The organism is Clostridium sp. 'deep sea' (assembly GCF_014931565.1).
Classification (GTDB): domain Bacteria; phylum Bacillota; class UBA994; order PWPR01; family PWPR01.
This window is the reverse complement of record NZ_CP063353.1, coordinates 1,129,043-1,150,298: the sequence shown is the minus strand read 5'-3', so window position 1 is coordinate 1,150,298 and position 21,256 is coordinate 1,129,043. Positions and strand designations below refer to the sequence as shown.

Genomic DNA, 21,256 nt, shown 5'->3' with positions numbered 1-21,256 from the left:
TAATAAACCTAAAATATATTAATAATTTAGCTATTAAACTTTTAACTGAAACAAAAAAAGGGGTTACCCCCTTTTTAGTTTTATTAATTTTTATTCCGTAGGTTGATCTGGAGTATCTGGTAAAACAGGTGCAGTTGGGGCAATTTCGTTAGCTTTGCTTTCTAATTGTGCCAATACCTTACTTAGTTCTTCTAAGTGCTTACCATATTCAGCCCAATTACCTGCTTGAGAGGCACTATTCATTTTTGCGTAGAGCTGTTTTGCATATGTTGCTAGCTCTTTAATGGTGTCATAACCCTCAATTGGTGGTTCAGGAATATCGGGTTTTTTGCCTTCCCCAAATATTCTAAGTAATGCTTCATCTAAGGTTTTTTCCATAACCAATACATCACCATAAGCTACAACTATTCGTTTAAGCTCTGGCAAACCCTGAGCGCTAGCTTTAAGATAAATAGGTTCAACATAAAGTAAAGATTGTTCTATTGGTATAACCAACATATTACCTCTTATTACCCCCGAGCCTTGCTGTGACCAAAGAGTTAATTGCTGAGATATTTCAGTATCTTGGTCAATACGATTCTCTATGTTTAGAGTACCATTTATAAACTCTTGTCGGGGTAACTGATAGAGAACTAACTCTCCATAATGCTCATTATCCATACGTGCTGCCATAAGTGCAACTAAGTTATTGCGTTCAGCTGGAGTAAAAGGAAGCATTAAAATAAATTCTTCTTTATCTTCGTCTGGCAAACGCATTAACAAGTAGGTAGGATCAACTTGAACCTGACCACTCTGTGAATAAACCTCGTTGGCTACTTTCCAGGCATCATCTTTATAAAAGAAGGTATTAACATCAGTCATATGATAATGCAGTAACATTTGAGACTGCACCTTAAATAAAGTTTCCGGATACCTAACATGTTGTTTAAGTCCAGCTGGCATATTACTTATATCTGTAAATAAGCCAGGGAATATTTTATTATATGTTTCAACTAATGGATCTTTGTTTTTATACATATAAAAATTGGTTGTTCCATTATAGGCATCTATAACAACTTTAACTGAGTTATTAATATAGTTTAAACCATCTTGATATGGTTGTGAATATGGATAATACTTAGTATAAGTATAAGCATCTATCATCCAGTATAGCTTTTTATCATTAATAACTAGATAAGGATCAGAATCATAAAGTAAAAATGGAGCAATTTTTGAAACTCTATCCTTAATATTACGGTTTATTAAAAGTTTACTTTCACTATTAATGTCTTGATTGAGAACAAGTTTAAGAGTATTAAGTCTTGCACTATATAGTAGTTTATTTAAGAAATTAAGCTTAATACCATCACTGCCGGTATAGTAAGTTGTTATAGGACCGTCAGCACTAGTAAAATCAATTTCAGGTGTGTCCGTATTTGTAATAATGTAATGATCTGTTTGCTCACCAAAATAAATATCGGGTTGTTCAATTTCAATGTCTTCCGAGTAAGACTTTGGTGGTATCTGGTGTACCATAAATGTTGGCAAACCTTGAGCAGAAGCCTCATTTACAGGTGAAACAACAGCACCTTGTCCATGGGTATATTTTAAGTGAGTATTAATCCATGTTTTTGCTGAACCCTCAAGCTTTTCAATATTAAGCTCACGAGGACTAAGCATTAACTGACGTAACTCCCCATTAATCATATAGCGATCTATATCTACATCAAGAAAGTCGTAGTAAGGACGAATCGCTTCAATCTGATTATAGGTATCAATTAATGGTCTAAGGTCGTGTAAACGAATATTGTCAATAGTATTTAGATTATTGTCTAAGTCCTTTTTAGTTAAGTTTGTGGTAGCAGGAAAATACTTTTCAGCCATATTAGATAAACCATAAGCCTGTCGAGTAAAGGTTATATTGTTTTCAATATAAGGTGACTCTTTTTCGAGTTCGTTTGGTTTAACCACAAAAGATTGTATTATAGATGGATATATACTACCTACAATGGTACTAAAGGCAATTAAAACTACGGGTACAATAACAAGTAAACGTACACGTTTAAGTTTAATATTAGCTAAAAATATAACTGCACCAATAATTGCCATGAAAATAAGTAAAAAATAAATTGGCCTAGAAGCATATAAGTCTGTATAACTTGCACCAAAGGCAACCCCTCGAGGAGAATACATTAACTGATCTGCACTAAGTTTGTAACCAAGTCCTTTTAATAAAAGTGCAAATGCGCCAATAATAGATAAATGGCTTATAGCACTATTAAAAGTACGCTCTGAGCCAGGGTGTGATTGAAACTTTTGAAAAAGGCCTACAAAGTAGTAGATTGCAGCCACACCGATAGCAGCAATAAATGAGATACTTACAAGTGTTTTATTTATTGTTAAAAAGAAAGGCAATTTAAATATGTAGTATCCAATATCGGTTCCAAAGATTGGATCTGCTATTCCAAATGGTGTCGCATTTAAAAACTGGGCAAATTGCATCCAGCTTTGACTACCAGATATACCTGCTGCAATGCCAAAGAAAAGTGATGCTAACAAGATAATGATTTTGGCATATTTTCCTTTAACAAATTCTGTTATATAATCTGCAGTTGTAAGTCTTTTTTTAAGAAACTCAATGTTATCTTCTGAAAAATCGTTATGTGATGGTGTTTTGGCTAAGAGTTTTCTTGCTATCGACAAATTTATGTAGATAATAATAAAGACTATTAGGCCAATAGTAGCCCCAGATAACACTTTTAAGAACAGAGTTCTGGTAAAAATGCTACCGAAGTTGATTGAATGAAACCATACCCAATCAGTATATAAGGCTAAAAATTGAAACAGCACAGCGATTATAATGAAAACTGTCGCAATTATTGCTATTAATCGTTTTCGCATTGCCATTTACCTCCAATATAAATGTATTATAATTATACCACAGTAGCTAACATATAAAACATGAAGCCTGTAATAATTTATTTTAAGTAAATATAATGTAGGCTTTTTTTTAAGAATGCAAATCAAATAAGTTAAAAATAACTTATTTAAATTACCTACTAAAGTACTTTAGAGTATTTTTAATTTTTTAATGTAAGATTTAAAAGAGCATGGTATAATGTTAAATGCTGTAATTTTTTAATATCGATATTAATTAAAAGTTAGATATTTAGGAACATTTTGTGGTTATTAGAGACTATAGTAAACGGGTATTAATGATAATATAGGTAAGTGTTTAATAACTAATATAGTTTAAATAAGCTAATTTTAAATTAGTTAAATCATATATTGGAGGTTTAAAGTTGAATCAATATGTATTAGAAGACATAAAAAACCTTGATCAAGTAAAGGTTTACTTAGAAAAAGGAAATGAGTTTTTGGGTGTAAAAGGCTATACCGATCATGGTTTACGCCATGCTGGTGTTGTTAGTAAAATTGCCTATAATATTTTGCACGAGCTAAAGTACCCTAAACGAACCTGTGAACTGGCAGAAATAGCAGGTTACTTACATGATATTGGTAACTTTGTTAGTAGAGATGAACATGGACAAACAGGAGCTATTATAGCTATGAGAATCCTTGAGGATTTAAAAATGCCTTACGATGAAGTAGCCACAATTGTATCAGCTATCGGCAACCATGAAGAAACAAATGGCCAAATTATAAGTGAAGTATCTGCCGCTTTAATTTTAGCTGATAAATCAGATGTACATCGTTCACGAGTACGTAATAGAGATAAGTCGACATTTGATATTCATGATAGGGTAAACTTTGCATCTCAAAAGTCCGCATTAATAGTAAAAAATGATAAAGACGGAAACCACATTGTTTTAGATATTAATATAGACACGTCAATATCACAGGTAATGGAATACTTTGAGATTTTTTTAACCCGTATGGTAATGTGTAGAAGGGCTGCTGAGTTTCTAAATGCAAGGTTTAATTTAGTTATAAACAAATACCAGCTATTATAAGTTTGTTATAAGTATGTGATAAGTAGTAATCATTCATTGACACCATAAAATGGGTCAGGTTATAATGTTAAGGATGTGTATGTACGGAGAGGAGAAGATGAAATGCGCTCATCTAAAAGCATAATAGCTCTAATTTTGCTAATTGTCATAATTGGCGGTGCAGGAGCTTATGTTTATTATGAAATTTTTAACAAAGATGCATTAGCTTTGGGACTCGACCTAGAAGGTGGAGTATACGTGTTGTTAGAGGCCGATGTAGCAGATGGTGTTACAGTGACCAAAGATGATTTAGAAAAAGCTAAGGCTATCATACAAAACCGTGTTGATCAACTGGGTACCAAAGAGCCTGAGATAACAATTGAGGGTGGTAATAGAATTCGTATTGCAATACCTGGAGTACAAGATCAAGAACAGGTTTTAGATTTAGTAGGAAAAACTGCTTTGCTTGAGTTTAAATCGGCCAAAGTAGTTGATGGACAAGTTGAATATACTCAAATTGTTTCTGGTAAAGATTTAAAAGAGGCTGTAGTTAAGTTTGACCAATACGGCAAACCTTATGTAGCTTTAACTTTTAATGATGAAGCTGGTGCAAAAATGAAAGAGTTTACAGGCAAAAATGTAGGAGAACTACTCTACATTACTCTTGATGATGTTGCTATTTCAACACCTCGAATAGAACAAGAGGTTGGTAAAGATGCTAGTATTTCTGGCTCGTTTACAGATGAGCAAGCTGGTAAGTTAGCACTATTACTTCGCTCTGGTTCATTGCCTATTCCATTAGTAGCTCGTGAAACGCGCGCGATAGGTCCAAAATTAGGACAAGACTCCTTGAGTACAAGTATGAAAGCTGGAATTATTGGTGCTATTTTAGTTCTATGTTTTATGATATTTTTCTATAGAGCTTTTGGTTTAGTAGCAGATATTGCTTTAGCAAGTTATATGACAATAGTTATGGCAGGTTTAATAGTAACTAATTCTACTATCACCCTACCAGGTTTAGCAGGTTTAATACTTGGTATAGGTATGGCAGTAGATGCAAATATAATTATATTTGAAAGAGTAAAGGACGAGATTAGAAACGGTCACTCAATTCGCTCTGGTATTGAAACTGGTTTTTCTCGGGCTATAGTTACAATTTTAGACTCAAATATTACCACACTTATAGCCGCAGCAGTTTTATACTGGTTTGGTAGTGGTCCAATTAGAGGTTTTGCAGTTACTTTAACAATGAGTATCTTAGGAAGTATGATAACAGCTGTGTTTATAACCAGATGGTTATTAAGGCTTTCAGTTAATAGCGGACTCATTAAAACTAAAAAAGCAATTGGTGGAGTAAAGGAGGCAGTTAAATAATGAAACTACAAATTATTAAAAATCGTAAAAAGTTTTATTTGCTTTCTGCCATTATTTTAATTATTGGTATTGGATCACTATTTGTAAGAGGTCTAAACCTAGGTATAGACTTTACAAGTGGTACAATTTTAGAGATTGATTTAAAACAAGATGTACCAACAGGTGATGTAAGAGCAATAGTTAATGAAATGGATTTAACTCAAGAGCCTGTTGTTAGAAAACTTGGTGAGTCTAATGTAGTTCAAATAAAGACCGAAACTTTATCTGATGATCACCGTCAATCTTTATTAACTAAACTAAGAGAGACTTATCCTGAGTCTACTTTAGAAAAAGCGGATTTAGTTGATCCTATTTTTGGTAAGGAATTGGCACGTCAGGCCTTTTTCGCTTTATTAATTGCCAACTTTTTAATGGTAATTTATATTACTTGGCGTTTTGAATTTAAGTTTGCAATTGCAGCTATTTTAGCTTTATTACATGATGTTATTGTGGTATTAACAGTATTTTCAATTGCACAAATTGAACTTAATAGTAGTTTTGTTGCTGCTATTCTTTTAATTGTTGGTTACTCAATAAATGATACTATTGTAATATTTGACCGTATCAGAGAAAACTTAAAACGTCGTAAACGTGGTGAGCCAATTGAAGAAACAGTTAATTATAGCTTACAACAAACAATGAGACGCTCAATCAACACCTCAATAACAACACTATTAGCAGTTGGTTCATTATTGTTCTTAGGTGGAGCAACATTAAGACCATTCGCTTTAGCGTTATTTGTGGGTATTATTAGCGGAACATATTCTTCTATTTTCTTTGCCAGTCCTATATGGGTTGACTGGAAAAAAAGATCAGCCTAGTGCTTCATAAATGCACAAGCTCGTCGTTGCCTAAAAATTTCTGAGTTCAGCATACTGCATGTATAGCTTCACCCAAAAATTTTTATGCACCTTGATCTTGAAACATTTCTGAATCCCTAGATCTAATCTTTAAGTTAATAGTTATAAAGGCACTTCCATGTTGGGAGTGCTTTTTTGATAATAAAATATGGCGTTGCTCAAAAAAATACTAACCTCAGCATACGACATGTATAGCTTCGCCTAGTATTTTTGTGGCACCTTGATTGCAAAACATTTCTGAAATTCTAAACTAGATTTCACAGATTAGGTTTTAAGAGCACTTCTTTAGGGAGTGCTTTTTAGTCAACTTCCGTAAATGTTTTATGAAAATTTCTGAGTTCAGCATACTGCATGTATAGCTTCACCCAAAAATTTTTATGCACCTTGATCTTGAAACATTTCTGAATCCCTAGATCTAATCTTTAAGTTAATAGTTATAAAGGCACTTCCATGTTGGGAGTGCTTTTTTGATAATAAAATATGGCGTTGCTCAAAAAAATACTAACCTCCAGCATACGACATGTATAGCTTCGCCTAGTATTTTTGTGGCACCTTGATTGCAAAACATTTCTGAAATTCTAAACTAGATTTCGCAGATTAGGTTTTAAGAGCACTTCTTTAGGGGAGTGCTTTTTAGTCAAATTCCGTAAATGTTTTATGAAAATTTCTGAGTTCAGCATACTGCATGTATAGCTTCACCCAAAAATTTTTATGCGCCTTGATCTTGAAACATTTCTGAATCCCTAGATCTAATCTTTAAGTTAATAGTTATAAAGGCACTTCCATGTTGGGAGTGCTTTTTTGATAATAAAATATGGCGTTGCTCAAAAAAATACTAACCTCAGCATACCTTATGTATAGTTTTGCATAGTAGTATTTTTTAGCGCTTTGATTGTAAAACATTCTGCGTACAGAATTGAAGCTAGATTAAGAAATAGCATAAATCTTCCTAAACATAATATGGCTAACATATTTTGGGAAGATTTTTGTGTATAACGCTGAGATAGTAGTGTTTTTTGTTATGCAAATTATCATACAATAACACCATCAATTATACTATAATTATTGAAGCAACACTTGATAGAAAGTAAAACCATCTATCAATATGCTACAATACATACGAGGTGATTAATATGCAAATTACAATAAATGAAATGCTCAATTTACCAACGTTTAGTAGTTTTAAACTAGTGGCTGGCAAAGAGGGTTTACATAATTATGTTAAAAAGGTTGGTATTATTGATCACGAGACCCAAGATATGATTATTAACAGTTTTGAGGTAAATGAGTTTGTATTAAGTACCTTCTTAGGTATTAAAGAAAATCCCGAGCAGTTACTTATTTATGTGCAAGAGTTAATTAAGGCTAGAGTAAGTGGTCTTGCAATTAAAGATATCTTTTTTAGGCAGTTGCCTCAAAATATTATAAACTATGCAAATAAACATGCTTTTCCAATTTTTATTTACAGTAAGGTTTATTACGAAGACATAATAATGAGTGTTTTAAATGCTAATAAGGAAAAACAATGCATTATATCATTGCAACATAAACTAAACGATATAAAGTGCGGAAAGTTAAAAAAAAATGATATTAAGCAGCAGGCACTATCTATAAATAAAGGATTTAAAAATAATCACTATGTAGCGTTTTGTAAACCACATAAAAATCTCTCATTAACAGGTCAAGCAGTATCAACTTCACTAGTTAAATATCATAATACTCACTCTATTATTCCATATAAAGAGGGAGTACTGGCTATATTTACTGCAAACAGAGCTTTTAAAGTAGAGTATCTTATAAATTCATTAGCTAACATAGGAATAACAACTAACAGCTACGTAATAGGTGTTAGTAACAATTACAGCCAATTATATGATTTAACTAAATCTATAAATGAAAGTTTATATGCCTGTGAGTATGCATTTAAATTTAACTTAGAAATAATCTCCTATAATGATTTAGGTATAAATAGAGCATTGTTACCTTTGCAAAATAATGAATGGCTTACCAGTTATGCCAAAAAAGTTATTACCCCGTTACTAACATATGACTTGCAAAATGATTTTACACTACTTAAAACAGCTATCTGTTATGTGAAAAATAACGGAGACATAAAATTAACAGCTAAAGAGTTAATTCAACACAGTAATACTGTAAGATACCGTATTAATAAAATAAAGCAACTAATAACATGTGAAGCTGGGGTAAACGACTTTTACTTAGAGCTTAGTTTAGCTATAAGTACCTATCTATTAAAACCTTTTTCTTTATAAAAATTACAAAATACTTTAATGCTTTTTTATATTTTTACAATGCTTTTTTCTCTTCAATAGGTTAAGATAGGTAAGGCAATGAATGAGAGGAGTGCAGTTGATGACTAAAAAAATAAAAGCAGATTTAGCATTATTTATAGTAACTATGGGGTGGGGAGCATCGTTTTTTTTAACAAAGAGTTCTCTAGCTCATTTAAATACTTTTAACTTCTTAGCTATAAGATTTTTTGTTGCATTTATAATTTCTTCTTTGATATTTATAAAACAAATGTTATGCATAGATAAAGCTACTCTAAAATATGGTTTATTAATAGGCCTAGTATTATATGCTACATTTGCCTTGCAGACTTTGGGTTTAAACTATACTACAGCCTCAAAATCAGCATTTATTACAGGGATTAATGTAATGTTGGTTCCTTTACTCTCTACTATTTTATTAAAAAAAGCTCCTAATAAAAAAACAATATTAAGTGTTATTATTGCTTTTATAGGATTAGGATTGTTAACAATAAATAAAAATATCCAGGGAATAAACATTGGTGATTTTTATACCTTTATTTGTGCTATTGCCTGTGCATTTCATATTTTACTAACTGGTAAATATACTAAAAAAACTAATTCTATAGCTTTTGCTGTGGTGCAAATAGGGGTATGCGCGGTATTAAGCCTAATAACCTCTTTAGTATATGAACAGCCTGTACTACCAACTGACTTTAATATTTGGAGAAATATATTTATACTTAGTGTGGTATGTACTTCGGGTGCTTATATTGTGCAAAGTGTTGCTCAAAGGTATACTAGCGCAACACATACAGCTTTAATATATACTACTGAGCCAGTGTTTGCTGCTGTGTTTGCTTATATATTTTTACATGAAGTATTGAGCATAAAAGGTTATGTTGGTGCTTTGTTAATAGTTAGTGGAATGTTATTTACCGAAATAAATTTTAAAAAAATTTTTAATAATAAAAAAAATGTTAGCGTAGCTGATTAATTAAAACTTAATTGCAAGTTAAGTATATCACTTGTTAACTATAGTTAAATAACTTTAAAGCATTTTATAAAAATAAAAAAATGGGCTGCCTCATTAGCAAAAAAAGAGCTAATGTAGCAGCTTTTTTGCATATCACTAAGTTGGTAAACGAGTATCTAGTTTGACTAGTTAATTAATATATTTTAATAAGATATGCTTAATTACATCTTTTTTTACTCAATGAACTCAAATAATGCTAATTATTATGTAATTATCTTGTGTAATATCCTAAGATTATCTTAAAATAAGCTATAATTAAGTTAGTTTACATAAAAAAGAATTAAGGAGTAAATTATGAACCGACAGGAACTGAAGACTTTATTATTAAAAATGAAAAAAACAAATTTTGAAATTCCTAAATCAGTTGATGCAAACGATTTAACTAACAATATGGTTAAATGTATTGGTGATATTGATCCAGTGTTTAGAGATGAGTTAATTCTCTCGTGTTTATGGACACTTATAGAGAGAGATGATGTTTCAATAAAACAGCAAAACGTTATTTTAAAAGATTTATTATCTAATGAACATCTTTTTTTAGGGCTAGGTGAGATTGAGCATGATACGGTATTTAACCGTACATTTTCAAATCTCATAATAGGTGTTTTAGTAGCAAAGCTAGAAAACATAAATTATACTTTAATTGTAGATAGAGTACTAGATTATGGACATAAAGAGTTAGATTTAAGGGGTTATGTAGAATGTAAAGGATGGGCTCACTCTACAGCTCATTTAGCCGACGTTTTAGTAAGTCTGGCAGCTCATAATAAAGCAACAGCCCAAAGCCTAAAAATGATGCTTGAACTTATTCACAAAAAAACAACGGATAATTCTTTTACTTATATTTATGGTGAAGATGAGCGTATGGCAAGAGCAACAGAAGTTATATTTAATAACAAGAATTTAAAAGAACATGAAATAGCAAGTTATATTAAAAAGTTTAAGAAAATAGAAGGTGAATACCTAGATTGTTGCCAAGGTAATTTTAATGCTAAAAATTACTTAAGAAGTTTATATTTTAGACTACGTAAGATAAATTATGATCCCCAGATAGTTAAGGTTATTTACTTAGTATTAACAGAAGAATTCTAAAACTTTATTGAGAAAAATAATAATTAAATAATACTTTATTTAATTATTGCCAGTATGTATTTAGTGTACAGCAAGTCTAATAAAGCTATTTGGCTGTTTTTATTTATATTGTTAAATTAAGACTACAATTATCATGAATTTTGAGTTAAGATATGAATAGTCTGTTTTGTAGCAAGGTAAGGAGGTGTATAGATATGTCTGTTATGATTAAGGATATTCTTCAGCTAGAGGTGTTTAAAAATCATAAATTATTAGCCGGTAAAGATGGTTTAACTAATTTAGTAGATAAAGTAGGAATAATAGACCATGAGACTGAGGATATGATAATTGGTAGTTATGAGAAAGGTGAGTTTGTAATAAGTACCTTTTTTATTATTAAAAATAATGCAAGCAAATTATTTGACTATGTACGAAATCTTGTACAAGCTAATACGAGTGGTTTAGCCATAAAAGATATTTATTTTAGTAATATACCTCAAAATGTAATTGATTTTGCTGACGAAAATAATTTTCCAATATTTATTTTTCAGGAAGTATTCTACGAAGATATTATAACTAGTATAGTCAATGCCATAAAAGACAAACAATGTATTGAAACAGTAAGTCTAAAAATAGACAATATTTTAACTGGTAATTTGAATACAACTGCAATAAAAAAATTAGCCTTAAAAATTAATAGAAATTTCGCAGAAAAACACGCAGTGGTTTTTTGCAAAGCAAAAAATACTAATAAAGCACTTAGCATTTGGCAGTTCTTACAAAAGTTTAAACCATTTAATAGGTATAATTCAATAATTCCTTATAATAATGGTTATTTAATTATATATACATTTCAACAATTAAAAGAGGCAGATTATGAAACTATTATTATTAATAGATTAAGTGACATAGGATTTAATTGTAAAGATTATAATATAGGAGTTAGTAGCCTTTATTACAAACTAGATCAATTGTATCTTTCCATTAATGAAAGCATGTTTGCATATACCCATACCTTAACTACTGATAATAATATTTCTTATTTTTATAGAATAGGAACAAGTAAAATTTTAATACCTGTGCTAGATAACTTGTGGGTTAAAAAATACCTAAATGAAATGATAACTCCTTTACTAGAATATGATAAACATAATGATGTTAACTTAGTTAAAACAGCCCTAATCTATGTTGAAAATAATGGAGACATTAAATTAACTGCCCAGCGTATGTTTCAACATACAAATACAATTAGGTACCGTATAAATAAAATAAAAAAGGTTTTAGATGAAAATAATTATGTTCAAGATTTTTATCATGAGTTGAGCATTGCCGTAAAACTCTATAAACTATTTTCATTGAAATAAAAATATAAATATATGTAGTTTATATTATAATAGTATAGAGCTAAAAAATGATTTAAATATAGCTTACATACTGAGTTAATTACCTGTAATTGTTACAATTAATATACTCTTTTTTTTTAACATATTACAATACTTAATTATGAAGTTTTAAGCTAAAATAATAATAGATATTATGTTATGAGAGTGTTTAGATTTTTGCATAGAAACTAAGACTTTATCTTAACACAATAATTATGTTTTAACTGTTCTATGTTAATATCTAAACAGCTAGTATAATTAATTTATTTGCTTTTTGCTTACAAATTGGTTACGCTATTATTTGATTTTAAGTAATTTTCTTATAACATAAAATAATGCGGAGGTAAATTATATGTCTAATTCACAACAAGTTATTGATCTGGCTAATAAATTTGGAGCCAAAAACTATAAACCGCTTAATATAGTTATTTCTAAGGCAGAGGGTATTTGGGTAGAAGATCCAGAGGGTAACAAGTATATGGATATGCTGAGTGCTTATTCAGCAGTTAATCAAGGCCATCGTCATCCTAAAATTATAGAGGCGTTACTAGAGCAAGCTCAAAGAGTAACTTTAACTTCTAGGGCTTTTCATAACGATAAATTAGGTTCTTTTTATGAAAAGGTTGTTAAGGTTACTGGTAAAGACTTAGTTTTACCAATGAATACTGGTGCTGAAGCAGTAGAAACCGCTATAAAAGCTGCTCGCAGATGGGGTTATTTTGTAAAAGGAATAGCTGATAATCAAGCTGAAATTATAGCTTGTACAGGTAACTTTCACGGGCGTACAATGGCTGCAGTATCATTGTCCTCTGAGCCAGCTTATAAACGTGGTTTTGGTCCTATGTTGCCAGGCATTAAGTTAGTGCCCTATGGTGATGCTGAAGCATTAGCCGCAGCTATTACACCAAATACAGCTGCATTTTTATTTGAGCCTATTCAGGGTGAAGCTGGAATAAATATTCCTGCACAGGGTTATGTGGCAAAAGTAAGAGAAATTTGTAGCAAAAATAATGTTTTAATGATTGCTGATGAAATTCAAACTGGTTTAGGTAGAACTGGTAGAATGTTTGCCTGTGATTGGGAGAATGTTGTTCCAGATATTTATATTATTGGTAAGGCACTAAGTGGCGGTATTTTACCGGCTTCATGTGTTGCTGCCAATAAAGAAATTTTGGAAGTTTTTGAACCAGGCTCTCATGGCTCTACCTTTGGTGGTAATCCACTAGCTTGTGCTGTATCAATAGCAGCAATAGATGTACTACTTAATGAAAAATTAGCTGAAAGATCTAATGAATTAGGTAGCTATTTGCTTAATAAGTTAAAAGAAATTAAGAGCGATAAAATAACTCACTTGCGTGGTAGAGGATTATTTATTGGTATTGAGTTAAATCAATCTGCCAGACCCTATTGTGAGCAACTAAAAGAGTTAGGTTTATTATGTAAAGAAACCCATGATAACGTGATAAGATTAGCCCCTCCACTTATTATTAATAAAGAAGAGTTAGACTGGGCTATTGATAGAATTAAAAAGGTACTAGAGTAATATAATAGATAAATTCTCTTATTACCTTTAATAACTGCTATTATAAACTTAGTAGCATTAACAGAGTTATCTTGAATAACAAAAGAGCATTTGATATAACTAAACAAATGCTCTTTTATGCTTCTTTTTTAAGAATACCATGCAAAAACACGTCTATGTAAAAGTTGTTTTTTATTTCTGTCTTTACCTCTTCATCAGTGATATTATTCTCTCTAAAGTACATTATCATGTTAAACATAGAGGTTACATAATGATAAAAAACTAGTTCAACATCCACAAAATCTTTTAGCTTACCTTTATTTTTATATTCTTGTAGCTCTATATAAATAGAGTGATTTAGCTTTCTGCTAAACTTTCCAAAGTAAAATTTCATCATAACTTCAATAGGTGCATTGTACCAAGTATTGTCAAAAGCTAACTCTTTAGGTGAAAGAATCTTTTCTAAAATTAAATCATCTTTTTCAGTAAAAATAGTTCCATGCAGTTCTTTAAACTTCATGAATACCTTTTCTTCTATAGCTATTATTAAGTATAAATACATGTCATCTTTATCTTCAAAGTATTGATAAAAACTGCCGATAGAGATATTGGCATTTTTAGCAATAGCCCTTATTGTTATATCCTTATAATCATTATTAATAAACAAATCATATGTATTATTAATAATTAAGTTTCTTTTAAAATAGGGCAGATTAAAAAACGTTTGCTTTGGCAATTATAAACACCTCATCTTACGCCAACTATTATTCTCTTTATTTATAATGAAATATAATACTAGTTAGTATGACTTTATAATATTTATTAATATATCTATTTACTATCAAATATTATAGCAAATAAAAAGAATAAATACAAAATATTGTAAATACAGCTATTAACTTTACTAAATATTTTATTTTAAAAATGAGTTAAATTATTTTTTGCTTTGTAGTTTTAATATTTTATCAGTAGCTTTTAATCCATTTCCAGTGAGTTCTACAACTATTGAATCGTTTTTCTTAAAATAACCCTGTGCATTAAGCTTTTTAAGGGCAGCAGGAGCAGTTGCGCTTGTAGGTTCAATTAATATTCCTTGTTTAGCAAGTTCTAAAAGTGCCTGCCATACCTCAGAATCACTTACTGTAACAAAACAGCCATTTGTATTAACTACAGCTTCAAGTATGTCTCTATCTTTGAGTGGCTCTGCACTGCTAATACCTTCAGCAATTGTCTCTTTTTTTATAATGCTTACACGTTTATGTTTGCCTTGTTGCCATGCCAATGCTAGGGGAGCACAGTTTTCAGTTTGTACAGCCACTATTTTAGGTCTTTTTGATGCCAAACCTGCGTTTAGTAATTCATTTATAGCAATATAGGCAGAAGTAATTAAACTACCATTGCCACAAGGAGCAACAATAATATCTGGTAACTGCCTATTCAGTTGCTCCCATATTTCGTACACATATGTTTTTACACCATGTTCAAAGAATGGGCTCCAATTATGGCTAGCATAAAAGCTCTTTTCTCCTGCTGCAACAGCACTGTTTCTAGTATCTTCTCTAGTGCCAGCTACCTTAACTAAATTTGCTCCATACATTTCAATTTGCGCTGCTTTGCCTTGTGAGGTGTAGTCTGGAATATATACATCACATTTTATGTTCGCTTTACTACAATAGGCAGCCACACTGGAACCAGCATTTCCCGAGGAGTCTTCAACTACAAAATCTAAATTCCATTGTTTTAGTTGACTCACCATAGTAGCTACACCTCGGTCTTTGTAAGAACCTGTAGGTAAGAGATAGTCGAGTTTCATAAAATAATCTCTATTATCGAAACAAACTTTACTTAGAGGGGTAATGCCTTCGCCAATGCTAATATTATGACTTATAAAAGGCATAACATTCTTGTAACGCCAAAATCCCACTTCACTATTATTAATTAAAGATTGCTTCAATCCATTGGCATTTATATCAATGAGCTTTAAATAATTTCCACAATCACATCTCCAAATGGCTTTTTCCAAAGAATAGTCTTTTTTACAACAAAAACAGTGTAATTTCATAGTTTTTACCTCCACATACAATTCTCTTTTTTCACTTTTATGAAAAATTTACTAGCTAATGAATAATACGGAATATGTTACTTAAAAATATTACGACAAACGAAACTTTTGTGTATAAAAGGTATTTACCTTACTGTCATAGATAAGTATAATATATTACGTTGCCGGAGGTAAGAGCTATGAAAATAATTAGAGAATATTTGTATCAATGGAAGTCGTTTAACAAAAATATTAGATCATTTTTGATATTTGACTTATGCAATCAGTTATCTATTTCAGTTTATGTTCTATACTTTCCAAGATATCTATTGGAGTTAGGGCATCAAGAGGATTTATATGGTTCTTTGATGGGAACGGCTACTATTATGACTGCTATTTTTGCTATTTTTGCTGGAATTATATCAGATAGAATTGGTAGAAGAAATAGCTTAATAGCTGGTATTGGTGTTTCTAAAATTACCTTTATAACCAGAGCCTTTATAGTTTTTATTCCTGTTTTATATGGATCACATGTAATACATGGAATTTTTATTGCTTTATATATGTCAACTGTTAGCCCATTTATATATGAGAATGCAACACCAGAAAATCGAATTCATGCTTATAGTATAAGAGGCATTTTTATGCGAGTTTCCAATATCTTTGGTAATCTGTTAGGAGGCTTACTGCCACTTGCAATTTTACAATTTGCTCCCAATATAAGCACTATTGTAGTATATAGAATTATATTTACTTTTTCATTGGTAATTGCTTTATTTGGATTTTTACAATTATTTGCTATGAAACCCTCTGAGGCTGAATCTCAATTATCGAAAAAAGAGAAAAAAGGATTTATTGCGGAGATTAAATCTTTACCTAAAGATGACTTGGCTTTTATTTTTAAATTTGTTTTAGTACGAGGTTCAATAATGTTTGGGGCAGGTATGTTTTTACCATTTATGAACACATTCTTTTTAAAAAGATTTGGGGCAGGGCCAGAAACCACTGGCTTAATATTTTCAATATCAAATTTTGCTGTAATACTTGGTATTACATTAGCACCTAGTATTTGTGACAAATTAGGTATGGAGAAGGCAATTGTAATAACCAGAATCTTCTCTTTCCCGATGTTTATTATAATGGGTTTTGTGCCCTCATTATGGGCAGTTGCTATTGCCTATATGGCACGAAATACCTTTCAACAAATGTCTGGTCCACTACAAGATACTTTTATAATGAGTGGCCTAAATAAACAAACTAGAGCTACGGCAAATGGTATATTAAATGCCGCTGGTAATGGAGCAAGGTCAATAGCTATGTTCGTTGCTGGTTATATTATTGTTACAGTAGGATACTCGTATTTATTTGTTATTGCGTTAGTTTTCTATATTATTTCAACCATCTTCTTCTATAAATTTTTCATATATGACCCTAAGAGAAAAAAAAGGATGGGAGTGGCAGGTAGTGAGCTCTAAGAATTTTAATAGTAATATTGTCAGTTATAGCGAGTTAATTGCCTTTTTCTTACCTATCGCTTTAAGTTTAATGATAATGATGTCTACCCACTCTGTAGTTAGTTCTGCCTTAGCACGTACTACTGATGCGGCTATAGCAATAGCTTCTTATTCTGTTGCAAAGTCAGTATCTAATATGTTTCAATCACCCTGTATAACCCTAAGACGGCTTTGTGTTGCTAGATTTAAAAGTAAAGAATCATTTGATAAGGTATTAAAGCTAACTGGTATTACTTTAATAATATCTTTAATAGCTATGGGCGTTATTGTTTTTACTCCTCTAAGTAAATTTGTTTTTTTAAAGCTAATTGGTGTAAGTGAAGAGTTATTACCACACACCATAAGAGCTATGACAATACTTTTTTTTATGCCTTTATTAGCAGCTGTTCGCTCTATTTATCAAGGGGTAATCACAGTATGCCGTAAAACCTATCTACTTACTATCGCAACCGCAGTTAGAGCAGTTGTTATGTTTTCACTAGCTGCTATTATTACTAATACTCAGTTTATTACCGGTAGTATTATAGGCTCTGTATTAATGATATCAGGTATACTCACAGAGGCAGTGTTTGCTTTTATTTTTGGTAAAAAATATCTTAAACAGTTGCCGCAAACAAGCCCCGACAAAGATGAACTAGATTTTGGTGGTTTGTGGCTGTTTTTTATACCCTTAGTTGTAGCTCAGTTTGCCATGACCTGGGGCCAGCCTTCTGTAAATGCTGGATTAGCACGTGCAGTTAACCCCGAGGTATCTTTAGCGGCTTATCAGGTGGGCAGGAGTTTTGCCTGGATTTTTATAGGCATGTTTGGTAGGGTTCATCAGTTAATTTTAGTATTTGCTAAAAATAAAGAGAGCTGGCTTAAGGTAAGAAGGTTTGCTTTAGTTTTAGGTATTTCCCAAGCAATAATTTTAATGATTATAGCTGTAACACCAATCGGCGAGTGGATATTAACAAATATTATTGGTGTAGATCAAGAGCTAATGGTGATGTCTATGAGTACAATTTTCTCTTTAAGTTTTGTACCCTTCATTTTATCTCAAACCGAAATCTATGCAGGTTTACTAATTAAAAATAATAAAACACCGGTAATAACTCTAGGCAAATTTTGCAATGTTGCTACACTTATTACCACAGTTTTTATTCTTCAATCTATGGTTCCTAACATGGGTGCTGCCATTGGTGGATGGGCATCAGTAGTGGGTTATGCTGTAGAGCTAATAATCCTATTTGGTTTCTCACGAAATGTTGAAAAGCAGTTTATTTCAGATCCCAAAAAACAAGTTGTTTAAACGGAGGAAGTTTTATGGTAAATGATACTACACTACAAAAGTCTCAAGTAAAATCACAAGTAAGTTATGGTCAGTTAATTGCCTTTTTTTTACCACTAGCTTTAAGCGCTATGTTAATGATGTCTTCTCACTCTATTATAAGCTCAGCAATGGCAAGAACAGCAGAGGCTGAAATTGCCATTGCGGCTTTTGCAGTAGCAAGTAGTATTTCAATGATGTTTGAATCACCTTGTTACCATGTTAGAAGAATGGCTACGGCATTATTTGATGACCAAACTTCTCTTAAAAGTATTTTTGTGGTTGGTGCTGGTGTTATAGCCACAAGTATTAGCATCATGGCAGTAATTGCGTTTACTGGTTTAGGAAAAATTGTTTTCATCAATATGGTGGGTATTAACCCCGAGCTTTTTCCCGAGGTTATAAAGGCATTTAAACTGTTTATGCTTTTGCCACTAATCTCTGGTATTAGAGGATATTTTCAGGGAATGTTGATTGTACGTAAAAAGACTTTTTGGCTAACAATTAATGTGTCAATACGATTAGTTGTTATGATTTTACTAACTAACTTATTGTTAGGTATAGAGTCTTTATCGGGTGGAATGGTTGGCTCTATTTTACTGGTATGTGGAATAGGTACAGAGGCTTTACTTGCCTTGATAACGGCTTTGTTTTACAAAAAAGATTTTCCAAATAAACCTACCCGTGATTGTTCAATTACTATAAGAGATGCCTTAATTTTTTATATACCTTTAATAGGTGCAATATTTGTGCAAACTTTTTCAAGACCTGGTATCAATGCTGGCTTAGCAAGAGTATCAAACCCTGAGGCGGCATTAGCAAGCTATCAGGTAGCACACAGTTTTGCCATGATTTTCATAGTTTTACTATATAGTGTTCACCAAATTGTTTTAGTATTTGTCAAAGATAAAAAAAGTCTTAAAAAGGTTGCTTTATTTTCTTCATTGTTGAGTATAGTAATGGCCTTTATACTGTTTTTGTGTGGGGTAACCCCTTTAGGAAAATGGGCCTTACACTCAATAATTGGGGTAGAGCAGTCTATGGCAATTATGGCAGCAAGGGTTGTAGGTTGGTACTCAATAATGCCATTAGTATTATGCGGAGTAGAGATATTTACTGGTTTATTGATGTTAAATAAGCGTACTCCTACTATCACAGTCGCAAAAATCGGTAGTATTATTGGAATTGTAGGAACTGCAACTGTTTTAAGTATGATTGCTCCAAATTTTGGCGGAAGCATTGGTGCTTTAGCTATGACTTCTGGGGCATTTATAGAATTGTTAATAGTATTTTTCCGCAGCAGGAGCCTAATTAGTTTATTTTAAGTTGCTTTAAAGCCTTAATTATAGGGTATAATATAGATGAAGTATATATTCAACGGAGGATAAATTATGTTCCAAATAAAAGATGAACTATATTGGGTTGGTATAAAAGATTGGGGACTAAAATCTTTTCACGGTAATCACTTTTTAACACCAAGAGGTGCAACCTATAATAGTTATTTAATAAAAGATGAGAAAATTGCCTTAGTAGATGCAGTTTTTGAGCCATTTGCAGATGAGTTTGTAGAAAAATTAGAGCGTGAAGTTGGTCTCGAAAACATTGATTATATTGTTTGTAATCATTCAGAAACAGACCACAGTGGTTCCTTATATCGGTTAATGGAGCGCATACCTGATACCCCTATTTATTGTACAGCAAAGGGTGTAAATATAATTAAAGCACAGCACCACAAAGACTGGGATTTTGTTACTGTTAAAACAGGGGACACCTTAAATTTGGGTAAAAATACACTTACGTTTATAGAAGCACCTATGTTGCACTGGCCAGATACAATGATGACCTACATTAGCGGTGTTAATGTGTTGTTATCTAACGATGCCTTTGGCCAGCACTATGCTACATCTGAGTTCTTTAATGATGAGGTAGATCAGTGTGCATTGTATGATGAAACTCTCAAATACTATGCCAATATATTAACCCCATTTGGTAGGTTAATTCCTCCTAAAATTAAGCAACTCTTAGACTTAAACGTACCAATAGATATGATTGCTCCAAGCCATGGTTTAATTTGGAGAGATAATCCTATGCAAATTGTTGACCAGTACTTGGAATGGGCAAAGGGTTATAACGATGGCAGCGTATTGATATTATTTGATACTATGTGGGGCAATACTGAAAAAATGGCCCAAGCGATCGCGGAAGGTGTAGCAAAAACTGGGCTATCTTATAAAGTGGTAGCCGCAGATAAACTCCCCCATAGTGATATAGTTACAGAGGCATTTAAAGCTAAAGGTATTTTGATGGGTAGCTCTACCATAAATAATACCATGCTTGGTGAAATAATTTCTCTAATTAATGAGTTTAAGGGCATGCGTTTTACAGGCAAACACGCTGCTGCATTTGGTAGCTACGGCTGGAGTGGAGAAGCTCCAAAGTTAGCAGACCAAATGCTTAAAGATGCTAAATTTAAGGTAGATTTTGAGCCTTTGAAAGTGTTATTTACTCCAAATGAAGAGCAATTAGAGCAGTGTCGTAAGTTTGGTTATGACTTTGCTATGAGTATAAAATAGTGATTAAAGCGATAAAAAAATTTAACAAGCTGGTTAGAGTAGGGGTTTTAATATTTGTAGCAATTAAATTGTTGATCAAATTTGTAGATTATAATACTTTAAAGCATGGTCTTACATGTGGCTTAAAACAAAAATTTGAGTTATTAGGATTAACAAGTAACAAGGTTAACTGTGTTAAGCATGAAATTGAGTCTAAACAGTTTGAAAAATAGCTTAATTTTTTTGGTGGTGTATGCCAAAAATAATAAATAAACTTTAGGAGGAAAAAATTCCTCCTATTTTTTTTGCGTTAAGCTTAAGAGTAAAGGTCTATGGTATACTAGGTATGGAAAA

16 protein-coding genes are annotated in these 21,256 nt (G+C 31.7%); 13 read left to right on the top strand and 3 right to left on the bottom strand.

Going from position 1 to position 21,256, the window contains the following annotated elements:
- Window positions 1–90: 90 nt before the first annotated feature.
- Window positions 91–2,880 (bottom strand): UPF0182 family protein, encoded by a 2,790-nt coding sequence (locus IMX26_RS05415; protein ID WP_195160662.1) that lies wholly within the window; start codon window positions 2,878–2,880, stop codon window positions 91–93.
- A 401-nt stretch (window positions 2,881–3,281) separates the two neighbouring features.
- Between IMX26_RS05415 and IMX26_RS05410 the strand changes: the two genes are divergently transcribed.
- The 8 genes from IMX26_RS05410 to IMX26_RS05375 all read left to right on the top strand — a co-directional run bounded on the left by IMX26_RS05410 (window position 3,282) and on the right by IMX26_RS05375 (window position 13,507).
- Window positions 3,282–3,953 (top strand): HD domain-containing protein, encoded by a 672-nt coding sequence (locus IMX26_RS05410; protein WP_195160661.1) that lies wholly within the window; start codon window positions 3,282–3,284, stop codon window positions 3,951–3,953.
- A 102-nt stretch (window positions 3,954–4,055) separates the two neighbouring features.
- Entirely contained in the window at window positions 4,056–5,306 is a 1,251-nt protein-coding gene (secD, locus tag IMX26_RS05405) for a protein translocase subunit SecD (RefSeq protein ID WP_195160660.1), read from the top strand.
- Window positions 5,306–6,166, top strand: coding sequence for a protein translocase subunit SecF (secF, locus tag IMX26_RS05400; RefSeq protein WP_195160659.1), 861 nt, complete (start codon window positions 5,306–5,308; stop codon window positions 6,164–6,166). Before secD ends, secF begins: the two co-directional genes overlap by 1 nt.
- 1,172 nt (window positions 6,167–7,338) lie before the next feature.
- Window positions 7,339–8,478 carry a PucR family transcriptional regulator gene (locus tag IMX26_RS05395; RefSeq protein ID WP_195160658.1) on the top strand — a complete coding sequence of 380 codons (1,140 nt, stop codon included), beginning with the start codon at window positions 7,339–7,341 and terminating at the stop codon, window positions 8,476–8,478.
- Between the two features lie 100 nt (window positions 8,479–8,578).
- The gene (locus IMX26_RS05390; protein ID WP_195160657.1) at window positions 8,579–9,472 is read left to right on the top strand and encodes a DMT family transporter; all 894 of its coding nucleotides are present in this window, start codon (window positions 8,579–8,581) and stop codon (window positions 9,470–9,472) included.
- A 333-nt stretch (window positions 9,473–9,805) separates the two neighbouring features.
- Window positions 9,806–10,603, top strand: coding sequence for a DUF2785 domain-containing protein (locus IMX26_RS05385; RefSeq protein ID WP_195160656.1), 798 nt, complete (start codon window positions 9,806–9,808; stop codon window positions 10,601–10,603).
- A 194-nt stretch (window positions 10,604–10,797) separates the two neighbouring features.
- The gene (locus IMX26_RS05380; RefSeq protein WP_195160655.1) at window positions 10,798–11,946 is read left to right on the top strand and encodes a PucR family transcriptional regulator; all 1,149 of its coding nucleotides are present in this window, start codon (window positions 10,798–10,800) and stop codon (window positions 11,944–11,946) included.
- A 370-nt stretch (window positions 11,947–12,316) separates the two neighbouring features.
- Complete coding sequence (locus IMX26_RS05375; RefSeq protein WP_195160654.1) at window positions 12,317–13,507, top strand: ornithine--oxo-acid transaminase; 1,191 nt, start codon at window positions 12,317–12,319, stop codon at window positions 13,505–13,507.
- A gap of 115 nt (window positions 13,508–13,622) precedes the next feature.
- Here IMX26_RS05375 and IMX26_RS05370 read toward each other — a convergent pair whose 3' ends face one another.
- Both IMX26_RS05370 and IMX26_RS05365 read right to left on the bottom strand, forming a co-directional pair.
- Window positions 13,623–14,222: a TetR/AcrR family transcriptional regulator gene (locus tag IMX26_RS05370; protein ID WP_195160653.1), complete on the bottom strand. Its 600-nt coding sequence runs from the start codon at window positions 14,220–14,222 to the stop codon at window positions 13,623–13,625.
- 198 nt (window positions 14,223–14,420) lie between these two features.
- Window positions 14,421–15,548 (bottom strand): threonine synthase, encoded by a 1,128-nt coding sequence (locus IMX26_RS05365; protein WP_195160652.1) that lies wholly within the window; start codon window positions 15,546–15,548, stop codon window positions 14,421–14,423.
- 179 nt (window positions 15,549–15,727) lie between these two features.
- Between IMX26_RS05365 and IMX26_RS05360 the strand changes: the two genes are divergently transcribed.
- The 5 genes from IMX26_RS05360 (at window position 15,728) to IMX26_RS05340 (ending at window position 21,135) form a co-directional block, all read left to right on the top strand.
- Window positions 15,728–17,002, top strand: a complete 1,275-nt coding sequence (locus IMX26_RS05360) for an MFS transporter (RefSeq protein WP_195160651.1) — start codon at window positions 15,728–15,730, stop codon at window positions 17,000–17,002.
- Complete coding sequence (locus IMX26_RS05355) at window positions 16,992–18,332, top strand: hypothetical protein (RefSeq protein WP_195160650.1); 1,341 nt, start codon at window positions 16,992–16,994, stop codon at window positions 18,330–18,332. The genes IMX26_RS05360 and IMX26_RS05355 overlap by 11 nt, the downstream gene beginning before the upstream one ends.
- Window positions 18,333–18,346: 14 nt before the next feature.
- On the top strand, window positions 18,347–19,675 hold the full coding sequence (locus tag IMX26_RS05350; RefSeq protein WP_195160649.1) for a hypothetical protein: 1,329 nt from the start codon (window positions 18,347–18,349) through the stop codon (window positions 19,673–19,675).
- 63 nt (window positions 19,676–19,738) lie between these two features.
- Window positions 19,739–20,923 carry a flavodoxin domain-containing protein gene (locus tag IMX26_RS05345; RefSeq protein ID WP_195161352.1) on the top strand — a complete coding sequence of 395 codons (1,185 nt, stop codon included), beginning with the start codon at window positions 19,739–19,741 and terminating at the stop codon, window positions 20,921–20,923.
- Window positions 20,923–21,135, top strand: a complete 213-nt coding sequence (locus tag IMX26_RS05340) for a hypothetical protein (protein ID WP_195160648.1) — start codon at window positions 20,923–20,925, stop codon at window positions 21,133–21,135. The genes IMX26_RS05345 and IMX26_RS05340 overlap by 1 nt, the downstream gene beginning before the upstream one ends.
- The last annotated feature ends 121 nt before the right edge of the window (window positions 21,136–21,256 follow it).